The following is a 16391-nucleotide window of genomic DNA, read 5'->3' on the forward strand; positions in this document are numbered from 1 at the left end:
ATCAGGCCGGTCTACGGCACCGGGCGGTCCACTTCACCCCGCCAGCCACCGGTCTCCGTGCCACGGCTCTCGATGAACTCCTTGAACCGCTTGAGGTCACCCTCGACCCGGCGGTCGACCACGTGGAGCTTCTCGCCGGCCTTCTCGAGCATGCCGTCCGGCTCGAACTCCATCTGCGCGGTGACGCGGGTGTGCTCGGCGTCGAGCCGGTGGAAGGTCACGACGCCGGACTGCTTCGTGCCGCCGATCGACGTCCACGCGACCCGCTCGTCCGGCAGTTGCTCGGTGATCTGGGCGTCGAACTCCCGTTTCACCCCGGCGATCTCGGTCTTCCAGTGCGTGGTGCGGTCGTCGATCTGACGGATCTCCTGGACCCCCTCCATGAAGCGGGGGAACTCTTCGAACTGGGTCCATTGGTTGTACGCGGTCCGAACCGGCACCGCGACGTCGACGGACTTGGTCACGCCACCCATGTGGCTTGATACCTCCTCTGTCAGCCGGATCTCGCGCCTGGGCGCGCGGTCACCAGCGTTGCGTCTCGTTGTGGTGTCCGAGCGCGGCCCAGGCCTCGGACACCGTCTGGAACTGGACTCCGGACGGGAGCCGGTCGATCTCGGCGAGCACGTCGTCGGGCGCCTCGTTCTGCTCGGCGTCGCGGCGGAGCCGGTCGCGGTCGCCCGGCAGCGCGGATCGGTTGATGAACCGACCGAACCGGCTGCGCAGCTCGACCTCTTCCGGCGTCATGCCCTGCGGCACGCCACCGCGGTCGTCGCCTTCCGGAACCACGCTGGCCTCCGGTTGGTCCTCACCGGCCGGCTCGGGTTCGCGGAACTCCTCGACCCGGCCACCGGCGGTGCCCTTGACGATGCCGTCGACCTCGTGTGCGAGCTCGTCGTCGACACGTGGACTGTGTTTTGCGTTGCCCCGTTCCATGCGTTTTGTGCTACCCCTGGGCTAGGTGCCTAAACCGGCCCAGCCGAACCAACCGTCGCAGTGGTCTCAGTCGGCCGGCTCGCGCGGCGGCAGCACCGGGTCGTCGACGTGGTCGGCCCCGGCCTGTAGCTCCCGGCCGCGCTGCACCTCGGCGTTGACCTCCACGCCGAACATGACCGCGGAGTTGACCAGGTAGACCCAGACCAGGAACGCGATCACGGCGCCGAGGCTGCCGTACGTCTTGTCGTAGGAGCCGAAGTTGGCCACGTAGAGGCCGAAGCCGAACGACGCGAGCCCCACCGCCAGCAGGGTGATGAAGCCGCCGACGGTGAGCCAGCGGAACCGGGGCTGCCGCACGTTGGGCGCGATCCAGAACAGCAGCGCGAGCAGCAGCATGGCGATCAGCACGAGCACCGGCCACTTGGCCACGGTCCAGGCCAGCCGCGGGGCCTCGCCGAGGCCCAGCCGCTCCCCGAGCACGGTGGTGACCGGGCCGCTGACGATCAGCATGAGGGCGACGAGCGCCAGCAGGACGAGGGCGGCCATGGTGAGCAGGATCTGCAGCGGGCGCAGCTTCCAGATCGGCCGGCCCTCCTCGACCCCGTAGATCGCGTTGGAGGCCCGGGTGAAGCCGCCCACGTAGCCGGAGGCCGACCAGATCGCGGTCAGCAGGCCGAAGCTCAGCAGCACGCCGGCCGCGCTCTTCTGGCTGACCACGCCCTCGATCGCGTCGACCACGCCCTGGTTGTCGACCAGCGAGGACGCGCCCATGTCGCGTAGCAGGCCGACCACGGTGTTGACCGTCTGGTCGCCCTTGGAGACCAGGTTGACCAGGGCCACCACCACGATGGCGGACGGGAACAGCGCCAGCACCGTGTAGTAGGTGAGGCTGGCCGCCCAGTCCGAGCAGTTGTCCTTGACGAAGCCCTTGCCGGCGCGGACCAGCACGCCGCGCCAGGTGCGCCAGTTGAGCTGCCGGATCCGGCGCGGCAGGGCCGCGCGATCGAAGTCGACACCGGCCGTGGTCGCCATGCGTCCGCCCCTTCACGCCGGCCCCCGGCACCTGGCCCGATGGGGCGTCACTACGAGCGGGCACCTCCGTACCCAGGGCTATTGCCCGACAAACCCGGGACCGGTGTGCTCTGGGACATACGGGACAGGTGAGGTTTAGCACGGCGCTGACCGGGAAGCTCTCAGCCCTGGCGAGGTCCGAATCACGAGTTGAATCGCCGGGAACGCCAGACTTAGACGGGTTCGCCGGTTCGGCGCGGGAGGATGAACGCATGCGCATCGCGATGATCTCCGAGAACGCGGACCCGTCCGACGGGGCGTGGGCCGGCGGTCGTGGCGCGTACGTGGGCGACCTGTCCGCGGCGCTCGCGGCCGCGGGTCACGAGGTACGCGTCTACACGCGCCGGATCGGCGAGGGTGGCGGCGACGTCACCGAGGCGGGCGTGCCGGTGGTCCGGGTGCCGGCCGGCCCCGCCAAGCCACTCCCGGACGCGGAGCTGCTTCCGTACACCAAGGATTTCTCGCGATGGCTCGTCGACCGGTGGCGCGGTGACGGCTGGACCCCGACGGTGGCCCACGCGCACTTCTGGACCAGCGGGCTCGCCGCGGTCACGGCCGGGCGGCAGACCGGGGTGCCGGTCGTGCAGTCCTACCACGAGCTCGGGTCCGCGGCCCGGCGCAACAACGTCTTCGCGGGCCCGCCGCAGCGGCCCGGCTACGAGCGGGTGCTCGGTCGCGCGGTCGACCGGGTCGTCGCGCAGAGCCAGGACGAGCTGCGCGAGCTGGTCCGGATGGGCGTGCCCCGGTCCCGTCTGGTGCTGATCCCCGGCGGGGTCGACGACGACCTGTTCCACCCCGAGGGGCCGGCCAAGGAGCGCGGTCCCCGCCGCCGGGTGCTCTCGGTGGGCGCGCTGACCGAGCGCAAGGGCCACCAGGACGTGATCTCCGCCCTGCGCCTCGTCCCCGACGCCGAGGCCGTCGTCGTCGGCGGGCCGCCGGCGGACGCCCTCGACGGCGACCCGGGCGCGCGCGAGCTGCGCGAGCTGGCCGACCGCTTCGACGTCGGCGACCGGGTCCACCTGGTCGGCGGCGTGCCGCGCCGGGAGATGCCGCTCTGGTACCGGTCGGCCGACCTGCTGGTCGCGGCGCCCTGGTACGAGCCGTTCGGCCTGAGCCCGCTGGAGGCCATGGCCTGCGGCGTCCCGGTGATCGGCACGGCCGTCGGCGGCATCGCGGAAACCGTGGTCGAGGGCCTGACCGGCGACCTGGTCCCGCCCCGCGACCCCCGCGCCCTGGGCACCGCCATCCGCCGCCTGCTCGGCGACCCGGTCCGCCACCTGGCCTACGCCACCGCGGCGATCGACCGGGCCCGCCAGGTCTACTCCTGGAAGCGCGTGGCCGGCCAGCTCTCGGGCGTCTACACGGCCCTGTCCGGCCTGCGCACCCGGCCCAGCGGCGCCGTCGCCTGACCATCCGCGGCACGGACGGTACGCGCATCCGCGTATCGCGCCGGCGCCCGCCCGCTCCGCACAGTTATCCCCGCCGATCCCGCTGTGGGTTCGGCGTACGAGGGGGGATTGTGCGTGAAGCGCATGCGCAGACGGGTGCGGTCGCTGCTGGCGGTCGCGCTCGCCACGGTGGTCGCGGCGGCGGTGGGGGCCGCCGTGCCGGCCGCTCCGGCGGCCGCGAGCTACGGATCCACGGTCACGGTGGTGGCCGACGAGATGCACACCACCGAGTGCCTCGACCGGGTCTGGTTGGTCTTCTGCGACCCGGTGGAGCTGTTCGGGGTCGCGATCATCACGCAGGACAACGGGCAGCAGCAGCGGTGTGAGATGGCGTTGCCGGCGCCCCCCGGCGCGGACATCACGACGCCCAACACGATCTGTTCGGCTCGCACGGTGACGGGCGACTTCCGGGTCTCCTTCGAGCTCTGGGAGGACGACTCGACAGAGGGCGGCAGCCGCGAGCAGGCCGATCTGAACCCGGGCCCGGCCAAGGACTGGGCGACCACCAGCCTGGTCGGCGGCGCGGGCGGCTCGTCGACGTGGACCACGAGCGGCGGGCCGTCGCGCGCCGTCTTCACGGTCAGCGTCACCGCGCGGCCGACCACCATCGGCATCTCGTCGCCGCCGCCGACCGGGGCGCCACGCGAGTTCGACCCGCGCCTGGGCGAGACGCTGACGATCGGCGGGACGCTGTCGGTGCCGTCGGCGTTGCGGTTCACCATCACGTCGCAGGCGACCGGCGCGGGCTTCGTCTACTACCAGGCGCCGTTCCAGGGGAGCAACTTCACCATCACCTGGGACGGCCGGTGGTCGGACGGCACCTACGCGCCCGTCGGCGCCTACACGATCACCGTCGTCGACCCGACCAACGCGGCCTCGGCGAAGACCACCCAGGCCCGGGTGATCCAGCGGGTCGGTCTGGTCTTCACCAACATGGCCAGCCAGCCGGCGTCCGGCTGGCAGTACCGCAGCGGTCCGATCACGGTGAACGCCGTCGCCTCGGCCGCCGGCACCTTCCGGATGGTGGTGCAGCGGGCCGGCACGGAGGTGTTCCGCACCGCGGACCAGCGCCGGGCCGCGGGCGCGCTCGGCTTCTCCTGGAACGGCCGGCACGCCGACGGCACCTGGGCCATCCCCGGCTCGTACACCTATGTCCTGCAGGGCAACGCCGACGACGGCCGGGCCTTCACGCCGGTCTCGCTGGTCACCAGCGCGGTCAACCCGCAGACCGGCCTCGAGGTGTACGCGCTGGCCGAGCCGGGCGTGCCCGCGGTCAACCCGCAGGCGGTGCCCGGCACCTCGATCCGGGCCAAGGTCGTCGCGGCCGACCACGGCGCCCGGCCGGCGGCGCGGATCACGGTGGAGATGAGCCCGGCCGGCTGGGTGGGTCGTCCGGTGCCACTGGCGGCGCGGGTCGTCAAGACCTGCGTGCAGGCCAGCGAGTGCCAGGCGGTGATTCCGGCGGACATCCTGGCCGGCGAGGCGGTGGCCTACCGGATCACCGCGAGTGAGGCCGACGGCGTGCCCGACCAGCGCACGGCGACCGCGGACTGGCGGATCACCGACCTGAACCCGCCCGAGCCGTCGGAGGGTCCGGAGGTGACGCTGGTGCCGTTGTGGCGGGCGAGCGTGCCGGCCGAGGTCGACAAGGACGGGCGGGTCGACACGCGGCCGCTCAACCGGACGCTGGACGTGGCCTACGCGCCCGGCACCGGTTACGACACCTCGACGCTGACCGGCGCGCGGCAGTTCGGCAACGCCGTCGACGACAACGCGTGGCAGTTGCTCGGCCTACGCGGACGCGTCTTCCCGAGCTCCATCGCGACGCACTGGTCGGAGGTCGGGATCTGGGTGCAGAACGTGCCCGTCGAGATCACCGTCAGCGCCGACAGCGACGCGCTGTGCCGGCGCGGCCCGTTCGGCCCGGTCAGCTTCGCCGAGGCGAACGGCATCCTGCACACCGTCAACTGTCGCGACAACGCGTCCGGCAACATCTTCACCGCCGACTCGCCGACCGTGGGCTGGCACGAGTTCCACCACGACGCCTACCACGAGGGCGACGAGTACTGCTGCGACGGCGGCTACTGGTACGGCGCCGGGATCAACACCTACAGCTCCCTTTCGGACTGTCAGCGCGACGGCTCCGACGCGAGCACCTGCAACGAGATCACCGACGGCACCACGCGTACGGGCTGGTGGCGCAGCGACACCACCGGCATGGACGTGATGATCGACAACACCGTCGAACGGGCGGACGACCTGCGGGCGGCCGAGGCGGCCTTCGCGAAGTGCGGGAGGGCACAATGCTGAGCCGACGTCTCCGGCTGCTCGTGGCGGCGGTGCTGGCGGTGCCGGCGCTGGCGGGCGGCGCCATCGCGGCCTCGGCCGCGCCGGTTCAGCCGGCCCCGACGGTCGATTGGACCGACCCGACGCAGGGCAGCCACCTGCGGCTCGGGCTGCGCCTCGACAAGGGCGGCGTGACGCCCACGCTGATGGAGATCGACCGCGGCTTCACCTCGTCGTTGCGCGGCTCCGACGGGCCGTTCGTGCTGCGGCTGCGCGACAGCGCCGGCGCCGTGCTCGACGTGCTGGCCCTGGACGATCCGCTGGCGCTGCGCACGTACAACGTCAAGCAGAAGGCGCACGGCACGCTGCGGCTCGAGGCGGCCGACGTGGTGGTCGACCTGCCCGTGGTGGACACGGCCACCACGCTGGAGGTGATCCTCGACCGGCGTCGCATAGGGACGGTCGACGTGGGCTCGCTGATCCAGGCGTGCCAGGGCAAGCGGCTGCCCTGCGCGTTCAGTTAGCCGCCCGCTGGCTGGGCACCTCCACGATGCCGAGCTCCACCGCCCGCATGACGGTGGCGACCGGCCCGGAGGTGCCCAGCTTGCGGTGCACGTTCTCCAGGTGCTTGCGCACGGTGCCTTCGGCCAGCCCCAGTCGACGCGCGGCGGCCGGCACCGTCAGCCCGTCGGCGATGGCGCGGACCACCTCGGCCTCCCGTCCGGTCAACGGGTTGCCGCCCGGCAGCGAGGTCCGGCGGTGCACGGCGATCAGCGCCGGCTGCAGCCGCTCGAGCAGGTCCATCTCGCGCCCGTCGAAGGCCCGGTCGCGGTTGAACTGATAGAACCGCAGCACCGGCGGCGAACCGACCACCAGGGCGACGGTGTGCAGGCCGATGCCCTGCGGCGCCAGGATCTCGCGGTAAAGGGCGTGCTGCCGCCACCGGCGCTCCGGCAACACGTCGGTGACCTGCAACGGTGGGCCGGGGAAGGGATGCGACCCGCGCACGGTGGCCGCGAAGAGCGGGTGGGCGGTGAGCTGGTCGTGCATCTGCCGCACCAGCGCGCGGTCGACCGGGCGGTCGGCGGCGAGGTCCGGCAGGCGCAAAGTTCCCAGGTCGAGCTCGGCATAGGTGGCGAGGTCGGTGTGCAGGCGCGCACCGATCGCGGCAATGGCGGCGTCGGCCAGCGGCCGGCCGCGCAGCGCGCCCACCTCGGCCGCCACGGCCCGCACCCATGCCCGATCGTCCGCCGTCCGCAGAATGGTCACGGCCGGACGATAGGAACCGGCCCGGCGATCACCGGTCGCCGATTGGACAGCGGTCGGCTTTACGTCAGCAGCCGCTCCATCGCCGCGGCGGACGCGGATCCCGGCTCGGTGCCGTAGACGTAGAAGATCTGGTCGTCGGTGCCGGAGACCGGGAACGCCTCGTAGGTCACGGTGATGTCGCCGACCTCCGGATGCCGGTAGCGCTTGTGTCCCCAGCGGTGCTGCACCACGTCGTGCGCCGACCACCAGCCCGCGAACTCGGGCGACGCGGCCGACAGCTCCTCGACCAGCGCGCACAGCTCCGGGTCGGTGGGGGAAGAGGCCGACCTGGCGGCGCAGTGACGCCACGTTGTCGCGGGCCACGGCGTCCCAGTCGAGGTAACGCTCGCGGGCCAGCGGGTCGAGGAAAACCCAGCGGGCGTGGTTGCGGTCGCGGGGGGCCGCGCGTCGAAGTCGACCAGCAGCCGGCGCGCCGCCGCGTTGGTGCCCACGATGGACAGGCAGCGGCCCAGCACGAACGCCGGGGTAGGGATCGCGTCGAGGATCCAGCGCAGCTGCGGGCGCAGTTCATAGGGATCGGCCCCGCCCTGGCCGGGCGTGCCGCGGACCAGGGTCACCAGGTGGGCCTGTTCGTCCGCGGTGAGCCGCAGCGCGTGACCGACCCGCACCAGGATGTCGTCGGACGGCGCGACACGGCCCTGTTCCAGCCGCGTGTAGTAGTCGACGCTGACGTCGACGAGCTGGGCGACCTCCTCGCGCCGCAGCCCGGTGACGCGCCGCGGCTTGTGCCCGTTGGGAATCCCGACCTCGTCCGGCGTGAGACGGGCCCGCCGCGCGCGCAGGAACTCGCGCAATGCCTCGTTACCGGGCATTTCGCCAGTATACGACTCTCTCGGGTGGGTCAACCGGACCCCCGGTCACGCGGACCCCCGGTCACCGGCACCCTTCCGCGCCCGCCCGGCGCGTGCTGCCGTGGAGAGATCCCGGCAAGGTCCCGCACCCGCACAGAGAGGAGCCGGAGAGATGCAGGAGATGAAAGCAGCGGTCGTACCCGAGGTCGACGCCCCATGGGAGCTGCGCGACGTGCCGATGCCCGCGGCCGGGCCGCACCAGGTGCTCGTCCGGATCCATGCCTGCGGCCTCTGCTACACCGACGCGCTGATCGCGCGGGGTGTGCTCAGCTTCCGGCCGTTCCCCATGGTGCTCGGCCACGAGGGGGTCGGCGAGGTCGTCGCCGTGGGCGAAGGCGTGACGGCGCGCCGGGTCGGTGACCGGGTCGGCCTCCCGATCACGCAGAAGGCCTGTGGCCGGTGCGCGTTCTGCCGCGAGCGCCACCCCTACAGCTTCGTCACGGCCAACCACTGCGCGGCGCCGGTGCTCACCGGCGTCAACGTCGACGGCGGGCAGGCCGAGTACATCGCCGCCGACGAGGAGGGCACGATCCTGCTGCCCGACGACATTCCCTACGAGTACGCGGCCCCCACGGTCTGCGCCGGCTACACGGTCTGGGCGGCGCTGCGCCGGGCCGACCCCAAGCCGGACGCCCGGGTCGCCGTGCTGGGCATCGGCGGAGTCGGCCATCTCGGCATCCAGTTCGCCAAGGCGGCGGGCTACCACGTCACCGCACTGACCCACTCGCCCGCCAAGCACGACCTCGCCCGTGAGCTCGGCGCCGACGAGGTCGTGTCCGACGGTGCCGCGCTCGAGGCGGCAGGCGGCGCGGACGTGCTGCTGCACACGTCGCCGCGGCACGAGGTCGCGGTCGACGCCCTCGCGGGCCTGCGCCCGTGGGGCAAGCTGGTCCTGATGGGCATCTCGGCCGACGACGCCTTCCCGCTGCCGGCGCTGGCGGTGACGAGCCACAGCTTCCAGGTGATCGGCTCGGCCCACAACAGCCCCGAATACCTCGCGGAAGCGCTGGAAATCGTCGCCCGCGGCGACGTCACACCGATGGTCGACGTGTTCCCGAAGGAGAAGGTCGACGAGGCCTACCAGCGCCTGCTGGCCGGCCAGCTCCGCTTCCGCGGCGTCGTCACCTATTGATCCGGGGTCACTCGAACCGGGACGGGTCGCCGGCGCCGTGGCGGAGGATGACCGGCTCGTCGTCGCTCCAGTCGACCACCGTGGTCGGGACCGTGCCGCAGTCGCCGCCGTCGACGACCGCGTCCACGGTGTGGTCGAGGCGTTCCTTGATCTCCCAGCCCTGGGTCATCGGTTCCTCGTCGCCCGGCAGGAGCAGCGAGCTTGACACCAGCGGCTCGCCGAGCTCCGCGAGCAGCGCCTGCGCCACGACGTGGTCGGGGATGCGGACACCGACCGTGCGCTTGCGCGGGTGCTGCAGCCGGCGCGGCACCTCGCGGGTCGCCGGGAGGATGAACGTGTAGCTGCCCGGCGTCGCGGCCCGCACGGCCCGGAACCGCGCGTTGTTGATCTGCACGAACTGGCCGAGCTGGCTGAAGTCGCGGCAGACGAGCGTGAAGTGGTGGCGGTCGTCGAGCTGCCGGGCGCGGCGGATCCGCTCGACGCCCTCGACGTTGCCGAGCCGGCACCCGAACGCGTAGAGCGAGTCGGTGGGATAGACGATCAGCCCGCCGTCGCGGATCAGCCCGACCACCTGCCCGACCGCCCGCGCCGCCGGGTTCTCCGGATGCACGTCGAAGTACCTCGCCACGGCGGCAGCCTAGCCCCTCACCTGGGCGGGTGAAGAATCACATATACCGTCGTCCATGGATGTGTGGTAGAAATCTTCAACTCTTGTGTGAGGTGCGCAGGAAATCTTCGTGAGGAGCTTGCTGATGCGCAGGACCGTCGCGCGGGTGGTGGGGTTGGTGGTCGCCGCCGTCGGGTGGTTGGTGGTGCCGGCGGCGGGGCCGGCGGTGGCGGCCGTGGCGCCGCAACCCGGCACGTTCGTCGGGCGCGGGTTCGACACCTGCACCGCGCCGTCGCAGTCGGCGATGAACGCCTGGCGGGCCAGTTCGCCCTACCGCGCCGTCGGGATCTACATCAGCGGGGCCAGCCGGTCCTGCGCACAACCGAACCTCACCGCCACCTGGGTCGCCAACCAGGTCGCCAACGGGTGGCGGCTGATCCCGATCGAGCTGGGCTACCAGGCGCCGTGCGGCACGCGTACGCCGAAGATGTCCGCCAATCCCGCCACGGCCCGCACCCAGGGTGGCACCGCCGCCGACAGCGCCGTGAACGCCGCGCGCGCCCTGGGGATCGGGGCCGGCAGCACCATCTACAACGACATCGAGCACTACCCGACCAACGCGTCCTGCAAGGCGGCGGTGCTGTCGTTCCTGTCGGGCTGGACGCAGCGGCTGCACACCCGCGGCTACCTCTCCGGCATGTACTCCAGCGGCTCGTCCGGCATCCGCGACGTCTGCGACGCCTACCACGACCCGGCCTACACCCGGCTCGACCAGCTCTGGATCGCCTGGTGGAACGGGGTCGCGGACACCGACGCGGGCAACTACTGCCCGGACGACTACTACGCCAACCACCAGCGCCTCCACCAGTACGCCGGTGAGGTGACCGAGACCTGGGGCGGCGTGACCATCCACATCGACCGCAACTACCTCGACGTCAGCAACGCGGCGGGCCCGCCGCCGGGGGAGGAGTGGAGCGTCACGGTCGACAACACCGGGCCGGGCTTCACCGCCAGCGCCAACTGGGGCACGTCGGCGTTCTCGGCTCAGCGGTTCGGCGCCGACTACCGCTTCGCGAACCCGGTGTCGCAGAGCGACGTCGCCTGGTACGCGGCCACCACGCCCGCCACGGGCTCGTACGCCGTCGACGTCTGGTATCCGGCCGACGCCGGCTACAACAACCTGGCGCCGTACATCGTGGCCACCACGACCGGCAACCAGTCCGTCACCGTCAACCAGCGGGTGGGCGGCGGCCAGTGGGTGTCGCTGGGCGTCTTCACGCTCCCGGCCGGCGCCGGCAACAAGGTGGGTGTGAGCCGCTGGACGAGCGGCACCGGCTACGTCGTCGCCGACGCGGTGCGGCTCACCCGGCTGTGAAATGGGCGCGGAGCAGGCCGGTCACCCGGTCGGCCTGCTCCACATTGGCCAGATGTGCCGCGCCGGGCACCACGACGAGCGTCGCGTCGCCACCGACACCGTCCACAATGGTCGAGGCCAGCGCGGCCGGTGTGGCCGGGTCCGCGTCGCCGGCGACGACCAGGGTCGGCGCGCTGATCCGGCCGAGCACCGGCCGCAGGTCCATGCCGGCGATGGCCGCGCAGCAGCCGGCGTAGCCCTCCGGGTCGATCGCCACCAGGGCGCCGGTGAACGCGGCCACCACCTCGGGCGCGCAGGCGGGCGTGAACCAACGCGCCACCACCGCGTCGGCGACCGCTGCCATGCCACGGGCCCGCACGGTAGCCGCCCGCTCGTGCCAGCCGGACGCGGGCGGCAGGTGCGCCGCCGTGCACAGCAACGCCAGCCGGTCGACCCGCTCGGGCGCGTGGGCCGCGAGCCACATCCCGACCATGCCGCCCAGTGACAGCCCGGCGTAGTGGACCCGCGCGAGCCCGAGGTCGTCGAGCAGCGCGAGCACGTCGTGCCCCAACTCCTCCAGCGCGTACGGCCCGGGCGGCACCGGCGAGCCGCCGTGTCCGCGATGGTCGTAGGCCACGATCCGGAAGCTGTCCCGCAGCGCCGCCACCTGTGGCGCCCACATCGCGTGGGTCGTGCCGAGCGAGCTGCCCAGCACCAGAACGGGGCGCGTCCGGCGGCCCGGCCGTCTCGTATGCGAGCAACACCGACTCCTGAAAGTCGAGCGGGGCTCACGACGTTAGCAGGTCCAGGACGACGCGCCCCCGGGCCGAACCCCGCTCGAGCAGCTCGTGCGCCTCCGCGATGTCGGCCAGCGGCAGCCGGGCTTCGATCGGGTAGCGCAGGTCCCCGGCGACCAGGGCCGCGGTCAGGTCCGTCGCGGCGGCCTCGTTGGCCGCTTCCGGGAAGTCGTCGTTGCTGAGGAACCGGATGGTGATGTTCCGGAAACCCAGCTCCCAGTACGGGATCCGCGGCTGCGCGTCGCGGGTCGCGTAGGTGGCGACGACGCCGTTGTAGCGCAGGATCTCCAGGTTGGTGGCCAGGTTGGCGTCGAACGCGAGCTCGGCCACCCGGTCGACCGGCTCGCCGCCCGTGGCTTCCAGGATGCGGGCGGCCACGTCGCCGCCGGCGGTGTCGACGGCGTGGTGCGCCCCGGCCGCCAGCGCCTCGTCGATCTGGTCGGCGCTGCGCACGGTGGCGATCACCGTCGCACCGCCCCGGCGGGCCACGGCCATCGCGGCCCGGCCGACCGCGCCGAGACCGCCCGTGACGACGATCCGCTGCCCGGTGACCGGGCCGTCCGCGAAGATCGCCCGGTGGCCGGTGATGCCGGGGATGCCGAGCCCGGCGGCCTGCTCGTCCGGCACGGCGGCCGGCAACGGGACGGCGTGGTGGGCCGGGACGACCGTGTAGTCGGCGGCGGTGCCGAACGGCCGGTAGGACTGGGCGAGGTAGACCCAGACCCGCTCGCCGACGCGAGCCGGGTCGACGCCCGGCCCGACCGCGTCGATGGTGCCGGCGCCGTCGCCGTGCGGCACGACGCGGGGGAACGGCATGGTCGAGCCCCACCAACCCTGCCGTTTGCCGATGTCGCCGACGTGGATGCCGGAAACGGACACCCGCACCCGAACCTCGCCCTCGCCTGGCGTCGGGTCGGGCAGCTCGCCGACCTGGAGCACCTCGCGGGCCGGCCCCTGCCGGTCGTACCACGCGGCCCGCATCACGCCACCGCCTCGTCGGTGGTGCCTTCCTCACTGCTGACCAGCTCGTCGATCAGCGCGAAGAACGCCTGGATCCCGGGCCGGTCGGCGCCGCGGCGGCGGGACTCGGCGAAGTCCTCCGGCGCGCGCCAGACGACGATGTCGAGCCATTCGTCGCCGGGCAGCCGGACCAGCCGCGCGCCCAGGAAGCCGGCGCGATCGGACTGGAAGTCGCCCAGCATGGCCGGGCGGGCGGCCAGCAGCTCCTCGCCGCGGGCCGCCCGGAAGCGGGTGATCTCTACGGTGGTCATGCTCCCAACGTAGTCCAGGTTCGTGATAGTCACAAACTTGGACTACATCCGGAGCGTCAGTCGTTGAGCACGGCCGAGAGGCGGTCGCGGAAGATCCGCTCCGAGTCGGTGACCACGTCGCCACCGACGCCGAGGATGCCGCCGGACGGGGCGGCCGTGACCACCTGCTCGGCGATCGTCACGAGCCAGTGCTTGTAGGCGCCGGCCTCGCCCTCGCTGGCCTTGGCGGTCAGCAGCTGGGCCGCCGCCCGGGCCCGGGCCAGCACGTCGTCGGCGTACGCCTGCGGGTCGCTCGGCTCGATGGCCGGCAGCTCCTCGCCGGTCTCCGGGTCGCCGACGCGGGTGACCAGCTCCGCCGCGACGGCGGTGACCAGCGGGCTCGCCGACTCGCGGCCCTCGGCGATCGCCTCGAGGCCGGCGTGGTTCTCGGCCAGGGTGCGGCGGGTGCCGTCGTGTTCGGCCGCGCTGGCGGCGGTCAGCACCGACTGGGGCAGGCCCACGAGCAGGCCCCACTCCGCGTCGGAGAAGCCGAACTCGGTGAACACCGGGAGGTCAGTCACGTCGCGCAACCTTTCAGTGGGATAACAGTGCTACAGCGTAGTCAGGAGGTCTCGGCGACCAGCAGGCCCTGCTCGGAGACGACCGGCACCGACAGGGTCTTGTAGCCCACCTCGTCGAACAGCACCGTCATCTTGTCGTCCTCGTAGCCCATCACCAGCCCGCTGCCCCACTCGGCATGGCGGACGGTGCTGTGGACCGGGAAGGGGCCGACGGCGCCGTTGTCCGGCTCGCCCCGGCCGGCCGCGCAGTTGTCGCAGTGCCCGCAGACGTGGTTCATCTTCTCGCCGAAGTACGCGAGCAGCGCCTGACCGCGGCAGCCGCGGGCCTCCGCGTAACCCCGCATCATGTCGGTGCGGGACTTCTGCAGGCTCTGCTGCCGCTCCGCCTCGGCCACGGCGAGCGCGGCGACCTCGGCCGGTTGTGGCGCGTACCGCGGGCTCGCGACCTTGCCGCCCGATCGGGTGACCGCGCCGCCGACCTGCTCCAGGAGGGCGACCAGCTGGCCGAGCTTGCGGGTGCCGAGGCCGGTGCGCTCGCCCAGCGCCTTCTTGGTCAACGGGCCGTCGGCGCGCAGCACGGCGGCCAGGTCACGCAGCTCCTCGGCCGCGGGCGGCGCCCCGGTGAAGTAGCGCTGCAGCCCTTCGTCCTCGGCCCGCCACAGCAGCAGCGTGCGGGCCGGCAGCCCGTCGCGCCCGGCGCGGCCGATCTCCTGCAGATAGCTGTCGGGCGAGTCGGGCAGCGCGACGTGCGCGACCCAGCGGATGTTGGGCTTGTCGATGCCCATCCCGAACGCCGACGTGGCCACCATGATCGGCACCTTGTCGGCGAGGAACTCCTCGTGCAGCTTCTCGCGCGCGCCGGCCGCCATCCCGCCGTGGTAGTGCGCGGCCGCGTGGCCGGCGGCGGTGAGCCGTTCCGCGAGCTCCTCGGCGGCGCGCCGGGTCGGCACGTAGACGATCCCCGGCGTCTCGCCCTCCGCCAGCAGCGCCAGCAGGCGGCGCCACCGGTAGTCCTCGGTGGCGCAGTTGGCGGCCTCGAGAAAGAGGTTGGGCCGGTCGAGGCCGGTGACGATCAGCTTCGGCCGCTCCAGGCCGAGCCGGTCCACGATGTCCTCGCGCACCGGCGGCGACGCGGTCGCGGTCAGCGCCACGACGGGCGGGCGACCGAGCTGCTTGATCACGTGGCCGAGCGCGAGGTAGTCCGGCCGGAAGTCGTGCCCCCACGCCGAGATGCAGTGCGCCTCGTCGACCGCGACCAGCGACGGCTTGAGCGCCTTGACGGCGGCCAGCCGGTCCGGGTCGGCGAGCTGCTCCGGGGTGATGAACAGGAACTCGGCCCGCCCGTCGCGCAGGGCCTCCAGGGCGGCCTCGCGCTGCTTGGGCGTCTCGGCCGACGAGATGCGCACGGCCTTGAGCGGGGCGGAGCCGCGCCGTTCCAGGCCGCCGATCTGGTCCTGTTGCAGGGCGAGCAAGGGGGAGATGACCAGGGTCGGCCCGGGCAGCTGGGTCGCCGGCACCTGGTAGAGCGCCGACTTGCCGGCACCGGTGGGCATGATGGCCAGCACGTCGTGGTGGCGCAGGATCGCGCGCATCGCGTCGAGCTGACCGGGGCGCAGGGTCTTCCAGCCGAAGAGGGTACGGGCGGCCCGGCGCAGGCGCAGGGAGGTGATGGTTGATTTCATCGCCGAGCCGGACTACCCGGGCCGCCGCACCGCGAAACGCTACCGGCGCAGCTTCGGCAGCACCGACGACTCGTAGAGGTCCATCAACCCCTGCCAGTGCGGGCCGGTATTGGCCACGTAGATCTCGTCGAAGCCCGCCTGCGCGTACCTGTCGATCATCTCGAGGTGCTCGCCCGCGTCGTTGCCGCACACGAACGCCTCGGCCACCTTCTCCTGGGTGGCCAGCTGCGACGCCTGCTCGAAGTGCTTCGGCGTCGGCAGGATCTGCGAGAGCTCGCCCGGCACGGCGGCGTTGGGCCACTTCTCGAACGCGATCCGCGCGCCCTCCTCCGCGCTGTCGGCGTAGGCCGCCTTGAAGCCCGCCTGGGCCGGCTTGTCGCCGCCGCCGTTCTCGCGGAACGCCTTGACGAGGTCGCCGTCGGGCATGGTGCTGACGTAGCCGTCGCCGATCCGCCCGGCGAGCTCGACGGCCTTGGGGCCGAACGCGCTCACGTACACCGGTGGCGGCTTGTCGGGCAGGGTGTAGAGGCGCGCGTTGCGGACCGTGTAGTGGGGGCCGCGGTGCGAGACCACGCCGCCCTGCCACAGCTCGCGCATCACGGCGACGGCCTCCTCGAGCATCTCCAGGCGCACGTCGGCCTCGGGCCAGTCGTCGCCGAGGATCTGCTCGTTGAGCGCCTCGCCGCTGCCGACGCCGAGGCGGAAGCGGCCCTCGTGCAGCACGGCGCTGGTCGCGGCGGCCTGCGCGACCACGGCGGGGTGGATCCGGATCGTCGGGCACGTCACGGCCGTGGTCACCGGCAGCGTGCAGACCTGGCTCAGCGCGCCGATCGTCGACCAGACGAACGGGCTCTGCCCCTGGGCGTCGACCCAGGGGTGGTAGTGGTCGGAGATCCACAGTGCCTGGAAGCCGGCCTTCTGCGCGGCCTTGGCCTGGGCGATCAGCTCCGCGGGGGTGTATTCCTCCGAGGACAGGAAGTATCCGATGCGCATGGCGGGTCGGTACCCCCGCGCGGTCGCGTCAACCCTGGCCGCTACTTGAAGATGCGCCGGATCGCATAGATCAGGAT

16 protein-coding genes and 1 pseudogene are annotated in these 16391 nt (G+C 72.6%); 5 read left to right on the forward strand and 12 right to left on the reverse strand.

Features of this window, described 5'->3' with window-relative positions; genetic code table 11:
• Positions 1-11: 11 nt before the first annotated feature.
• From O7635_RS20970 to O7635_RS20980, 3 genes are all read right to left on the reverse strand, one after another.
• Complete coding sequence (locus O7635_RS20970) at positions 12-473, reverse strand: SRPBCC family protein (protein WP_278082150.1); 462 nt, start codon at positions 471-473, stop codon at positions 12-14.
• A 49-nt stretch (positions 474-522) separates the two neighbouring features.
• The gene (locus O7635_RS20975; protein WP_278082151.1) at positions 523-933 is read right to left on the reverse strand and encodes a DUF2795 domain-containing protein; all 411 of its coding nucleotides are present in this window, start codon (positions 931-933) and stop codon (positions 523-525) included.
• 66 nt (positions 934-999) lie between these two features.
• Complete coding sequence (locus O7635_RS20980) at positions 1000-1965, reverse strand: YihY/virulence factor BrkB family protein (RefSeq protein ID WP_278082152.1); 966 nt, start codon at positions 1963-1965, stop codon at positions 1000-1002.
• Between the two features lie 251 nt (positions 1966-2216).
• Here O7635_RS20980 and O7635_RS20985 point away from each other — a divergent pair, with 251 nt between their 5' ends.
• From O7635_RS20985 to O7635_RS20995, 3 genes are all read left to right on the forward strand, one after another.
• Positions 2217-3413, forward strand: coding sequence for a glycosyltransferase (locus O7635_RS20985; RefSeq protein ID WP_278082153.1), 1197 nt, complete (start codon positions 2217-2219; stop codon positions 3411-3413).
• A gap of 123 nt (positions 3414-3536) precedes the next feature.
• Complete coding sequence (locus tag O7635_RS20990; protein WP_278082154.1) at positions 3537-5762, forward strand: hypothetical protein; 2226 nt, start codon at positions 3537-3539, stop codon at positions 5760-5762.
• The gene (locus O7635_RS20995) at positions 5756-6262 is read left to right on the forward strand and encodes a hypothetical protein (protein WP_278082155.1); all 507 of its coding nucleotides are present in this window, start codon (positions 5756-5758) and stop codon (positions 6260-6262) included. The genes O7635_RS20990 and O7635_RS20995 overlap by 7 nt, the downstream gene beginning before the upstream one ends.
• Here the strand turns inward: O7635_RS20995 and O7635_RS21000 are convergent.
• Positions 6255-7007 (reverse strand): LuxR C-terminal-related transcriptional regulator, encoded by a 753-nt coding sequence (locus O7635_RS21000; RefSeq protein WP_278082156.1) that lies wholly within the window; start codon positions 7005-7007, stop codon positions 6255-6257. The two genes, O7635_RS20995 and O7635_RS21000, sit on opposite strands and share 8 nt — an antisense overlap.
• A 59-nt stretch (positions 7008-7066) precedes the next feature.
• Positions 7067-7879, reverse strand: coding sequence for a helix-turn-helix domain-containing protein (locus O7635_RS21005; RefSeq protein WP_278082157.1), 813 nt, complete (start codon positions 7877-7879; stop codon positions 7067-7069).
• Positions 7880-8030: 151 nt separating this feature from the next.
• On the opposite strand from O7635_RS21005, the gene O7635_RS21010 reads away from it, so the two are divergent.
• Positions 8031-9050 (forward strand): alcohol dehydrogenase catalytic domain-containing protein, encoded by a 1020-nt coding sequence (locus O7635_RS21010; protein ID WP_278082158.1) that lies wholly within the window; start codon positions 8031-8033, stop codon positions 9048-9050.
• 7 nt (positions 9051-9057) lie between these two features.
• Here O7635_RS21010 and O7635_RS21015 read toward each other — a convergent pair whose 3' ends face one another.
• Positions 9058-9678 carry an L-threonylcarbamoyladenylate synthase gene (locus O7635_RS21015; RefSeq protein WP_278082159.1) on the reverse strand — a complete coding sequence of 207 codons (621 nt, stop codon included), beginning with the start codon at positions 9676-9678 and terminating at the stop codon, positions 9058-9060.
• Between the two features lie 124 nt (positions 9679-9802).
• Between O7635_RS21015 and O7635_RS21020 the strand changes: the two genes are divergently transcribed.
• The gene (locus O7635_RS21020) at positions 9803-11032 is read left to right on the forward strand and encodes a glycoside hydrolase domain-containing protein (RefSeq protein WP_278082160.1); all 1230 of its coding nucleotides are present in this window, start codon (positions 9803-9805) and stop codon (positions 11030-11032) included.
• Here the strand turns inward: O7635_RS21020 and pcaD are convergent.
• From pcaD to O7635_RS21050, 6 genes and pseudogenes are all read right to left on the reverse strand, one after another.
• A pseudogene (gene pcaD, locus O7635_RS21025) lies at positions 11019-11735 on the reverse strand (3-oxoadipate enol-lactonase); the annotation flags it as partial. The gene O7635_RS21020 and the pseudogene pcaD overlap by 14 nt on opposite strands.
• Before the next feature lie 64 nt (positions 11736-11799).
• Positions 11800-12789, reverse strand: a complete 990-nt coding sequence (locus O7635_RS21030) for an NADPH:quinone reductase (RefSeq protein WP_278082161.1) — start codon at positions 12787-12789, stop codon at positions 11800-11802.
• Positions 12789-13079 carry a hypothetical protein gene (locus O7635_RS21035; RefSeq protein ID WP_278082162.1) on the reverse strand — a complete coding sequence of 97 codons (291 nt, stop codon included), beginning with the start codon at positions 13077-13079 and terminating at the stop codon, positions 12789-12791. Before O7635_RS21035 ends, O7635_RS21030 begins: the two co-directional genes overlap by 1 nt.
• A gap of 56 nt (positions 13080-13135) precedes the next feature.
• A complete protein-coding gene (locus O7635_RS21040; RefSeq protein ID WP_278082163.1) occupies positions 13136-13639 on the reverse strand; it encodes a hypothetical protein in 504 nt (167 codons plus the stop codon).
• A gap of 41 nt (positions 13640-13680) precedes the next feature.
• Positions 13681-15321 (reverse strand): RecQ family ATP-dependent DNA helicase, encoded by a 1641-nt coding sequence (locus tag O7635_RS21045; RefSeq protein ID WP_278082164.1) that lies wholly within the window; start codon positions 15319-15321, stop codon positions 13681-13683.
• Between the two features lie 39 nt (positions 15322-15360).
• Positions 15361-16314, reverse strand: a complete 954-nt coding sequence (locus O7635_RS21050; RefSeq protein WP_278082165.1) for a TIGR03557 family F420-dependent LLM class oxidoreductase — start codon at positions 16312-16314, stop codon at positions 15361-15363.
• Positions 16315-16391 lie beyond the last annotated feature (77 nt).

Source organism: Asanoa sp. WMMD1127 (assembly GCF_029626225.1).
GTDB lineage: Bacteria > Actinomycetota > Actinomycetes > Mycobacteriales > Micromonosporaceae > Asanoa.

Bases quoted from the DNA above. Each gene is read 5' to 3' on its own strand.
- O7635_RS20970 (WP_278082150.1), bottom strand. From the start codon at position 473: ATGGGTGGCGTGACCAAGTCCGTCGACGTCGCGGTGCCGGTTCGGACC.
- O7635_RS20975 (WP_278082151.1), bottom strand. From the start codon at position 933: ATGGAACGGGGCAACGCAAAACACAGTCCACGTGTCGACGACGAGCTC.
- O7635_RS20980 (WP_278082152.1), bottom strand. From the start codon at position 1,965: ATGGCGACCACGGCCGGTGTCGACTTCGATCGCGCGGCCCTGCCGCGC.
- O7635_RS20985 (WP_278082153.1), top strand. From the start codon at position 2,217: ATGCGCATCGCGATGATCTCCGAGAACGCGGACCCGTCCGACGGGGCG.
- O7635_RS20990 (WP_278082154.1), top strand. From the start codon at position 3,537: ATGCGCAGACGGGTGCGGTCGCTGCTGGCGGTCGCGCTCGCCACGGTG.
- O7635_RS20995 (WP_278082155.1), top strand. From the start codon at position 5,756: ATGCTGAGCCGACGTCTCCGGCTGCTCGTGGCGGCGGTGCTGGCGGTG.
- O7635_RS21005 (WP_278082157.1), bottom strand. From the start codon at position 7,879: ATGCCCGGTAACGAGGCATTGCGCGAGTTCCTGCGCGCGCGGCGGGCC.
- O7635_RS21010 (WP_278082158.1), top strand. From the start codon at position 8,031: ATGCAGGAGATGAAAGCAGCGGTCGTACCCGAGGTCGACGCCCCATGG.
- O7635_RS21020 (WP_278082160.1), top strand. From the start codon at position 9,803: ATGCGCAGGACCGTCGCGCGGGTGGTGGGGTTGGTGGTCGCCGCCGTC.
- O7635_RS21030 (WP_278082161.1), bottom strand. From the start codon at position 12,789: ATGCGGGCCGCGTGGTACGACCGGCAGGGGCCGGCCCGCGAGGTGCTC.
- O7635_RS21035 (WP_278082162.1), bottom strand. From the start codon at position 13,079: ATGACCACCGTAGAGATCACCCGCTTCCGGGCGGCCCGCGGCGAGGAG.
- O7635_RS21045 (WP_278082164.1), bottom strand. From the start codon at position 15,321: ATGAAATCAACCATCACCTCCCTGCGCCTGCGCCGGGCCGCCCGTACC.
- O7635_RS21050 (WP_278082165.1), bottom strand. From the start codon at position 16,314: ATGCGCATCGGATACTTCCTGTCCTCGGAGGAATACACCCCCGCGGAG.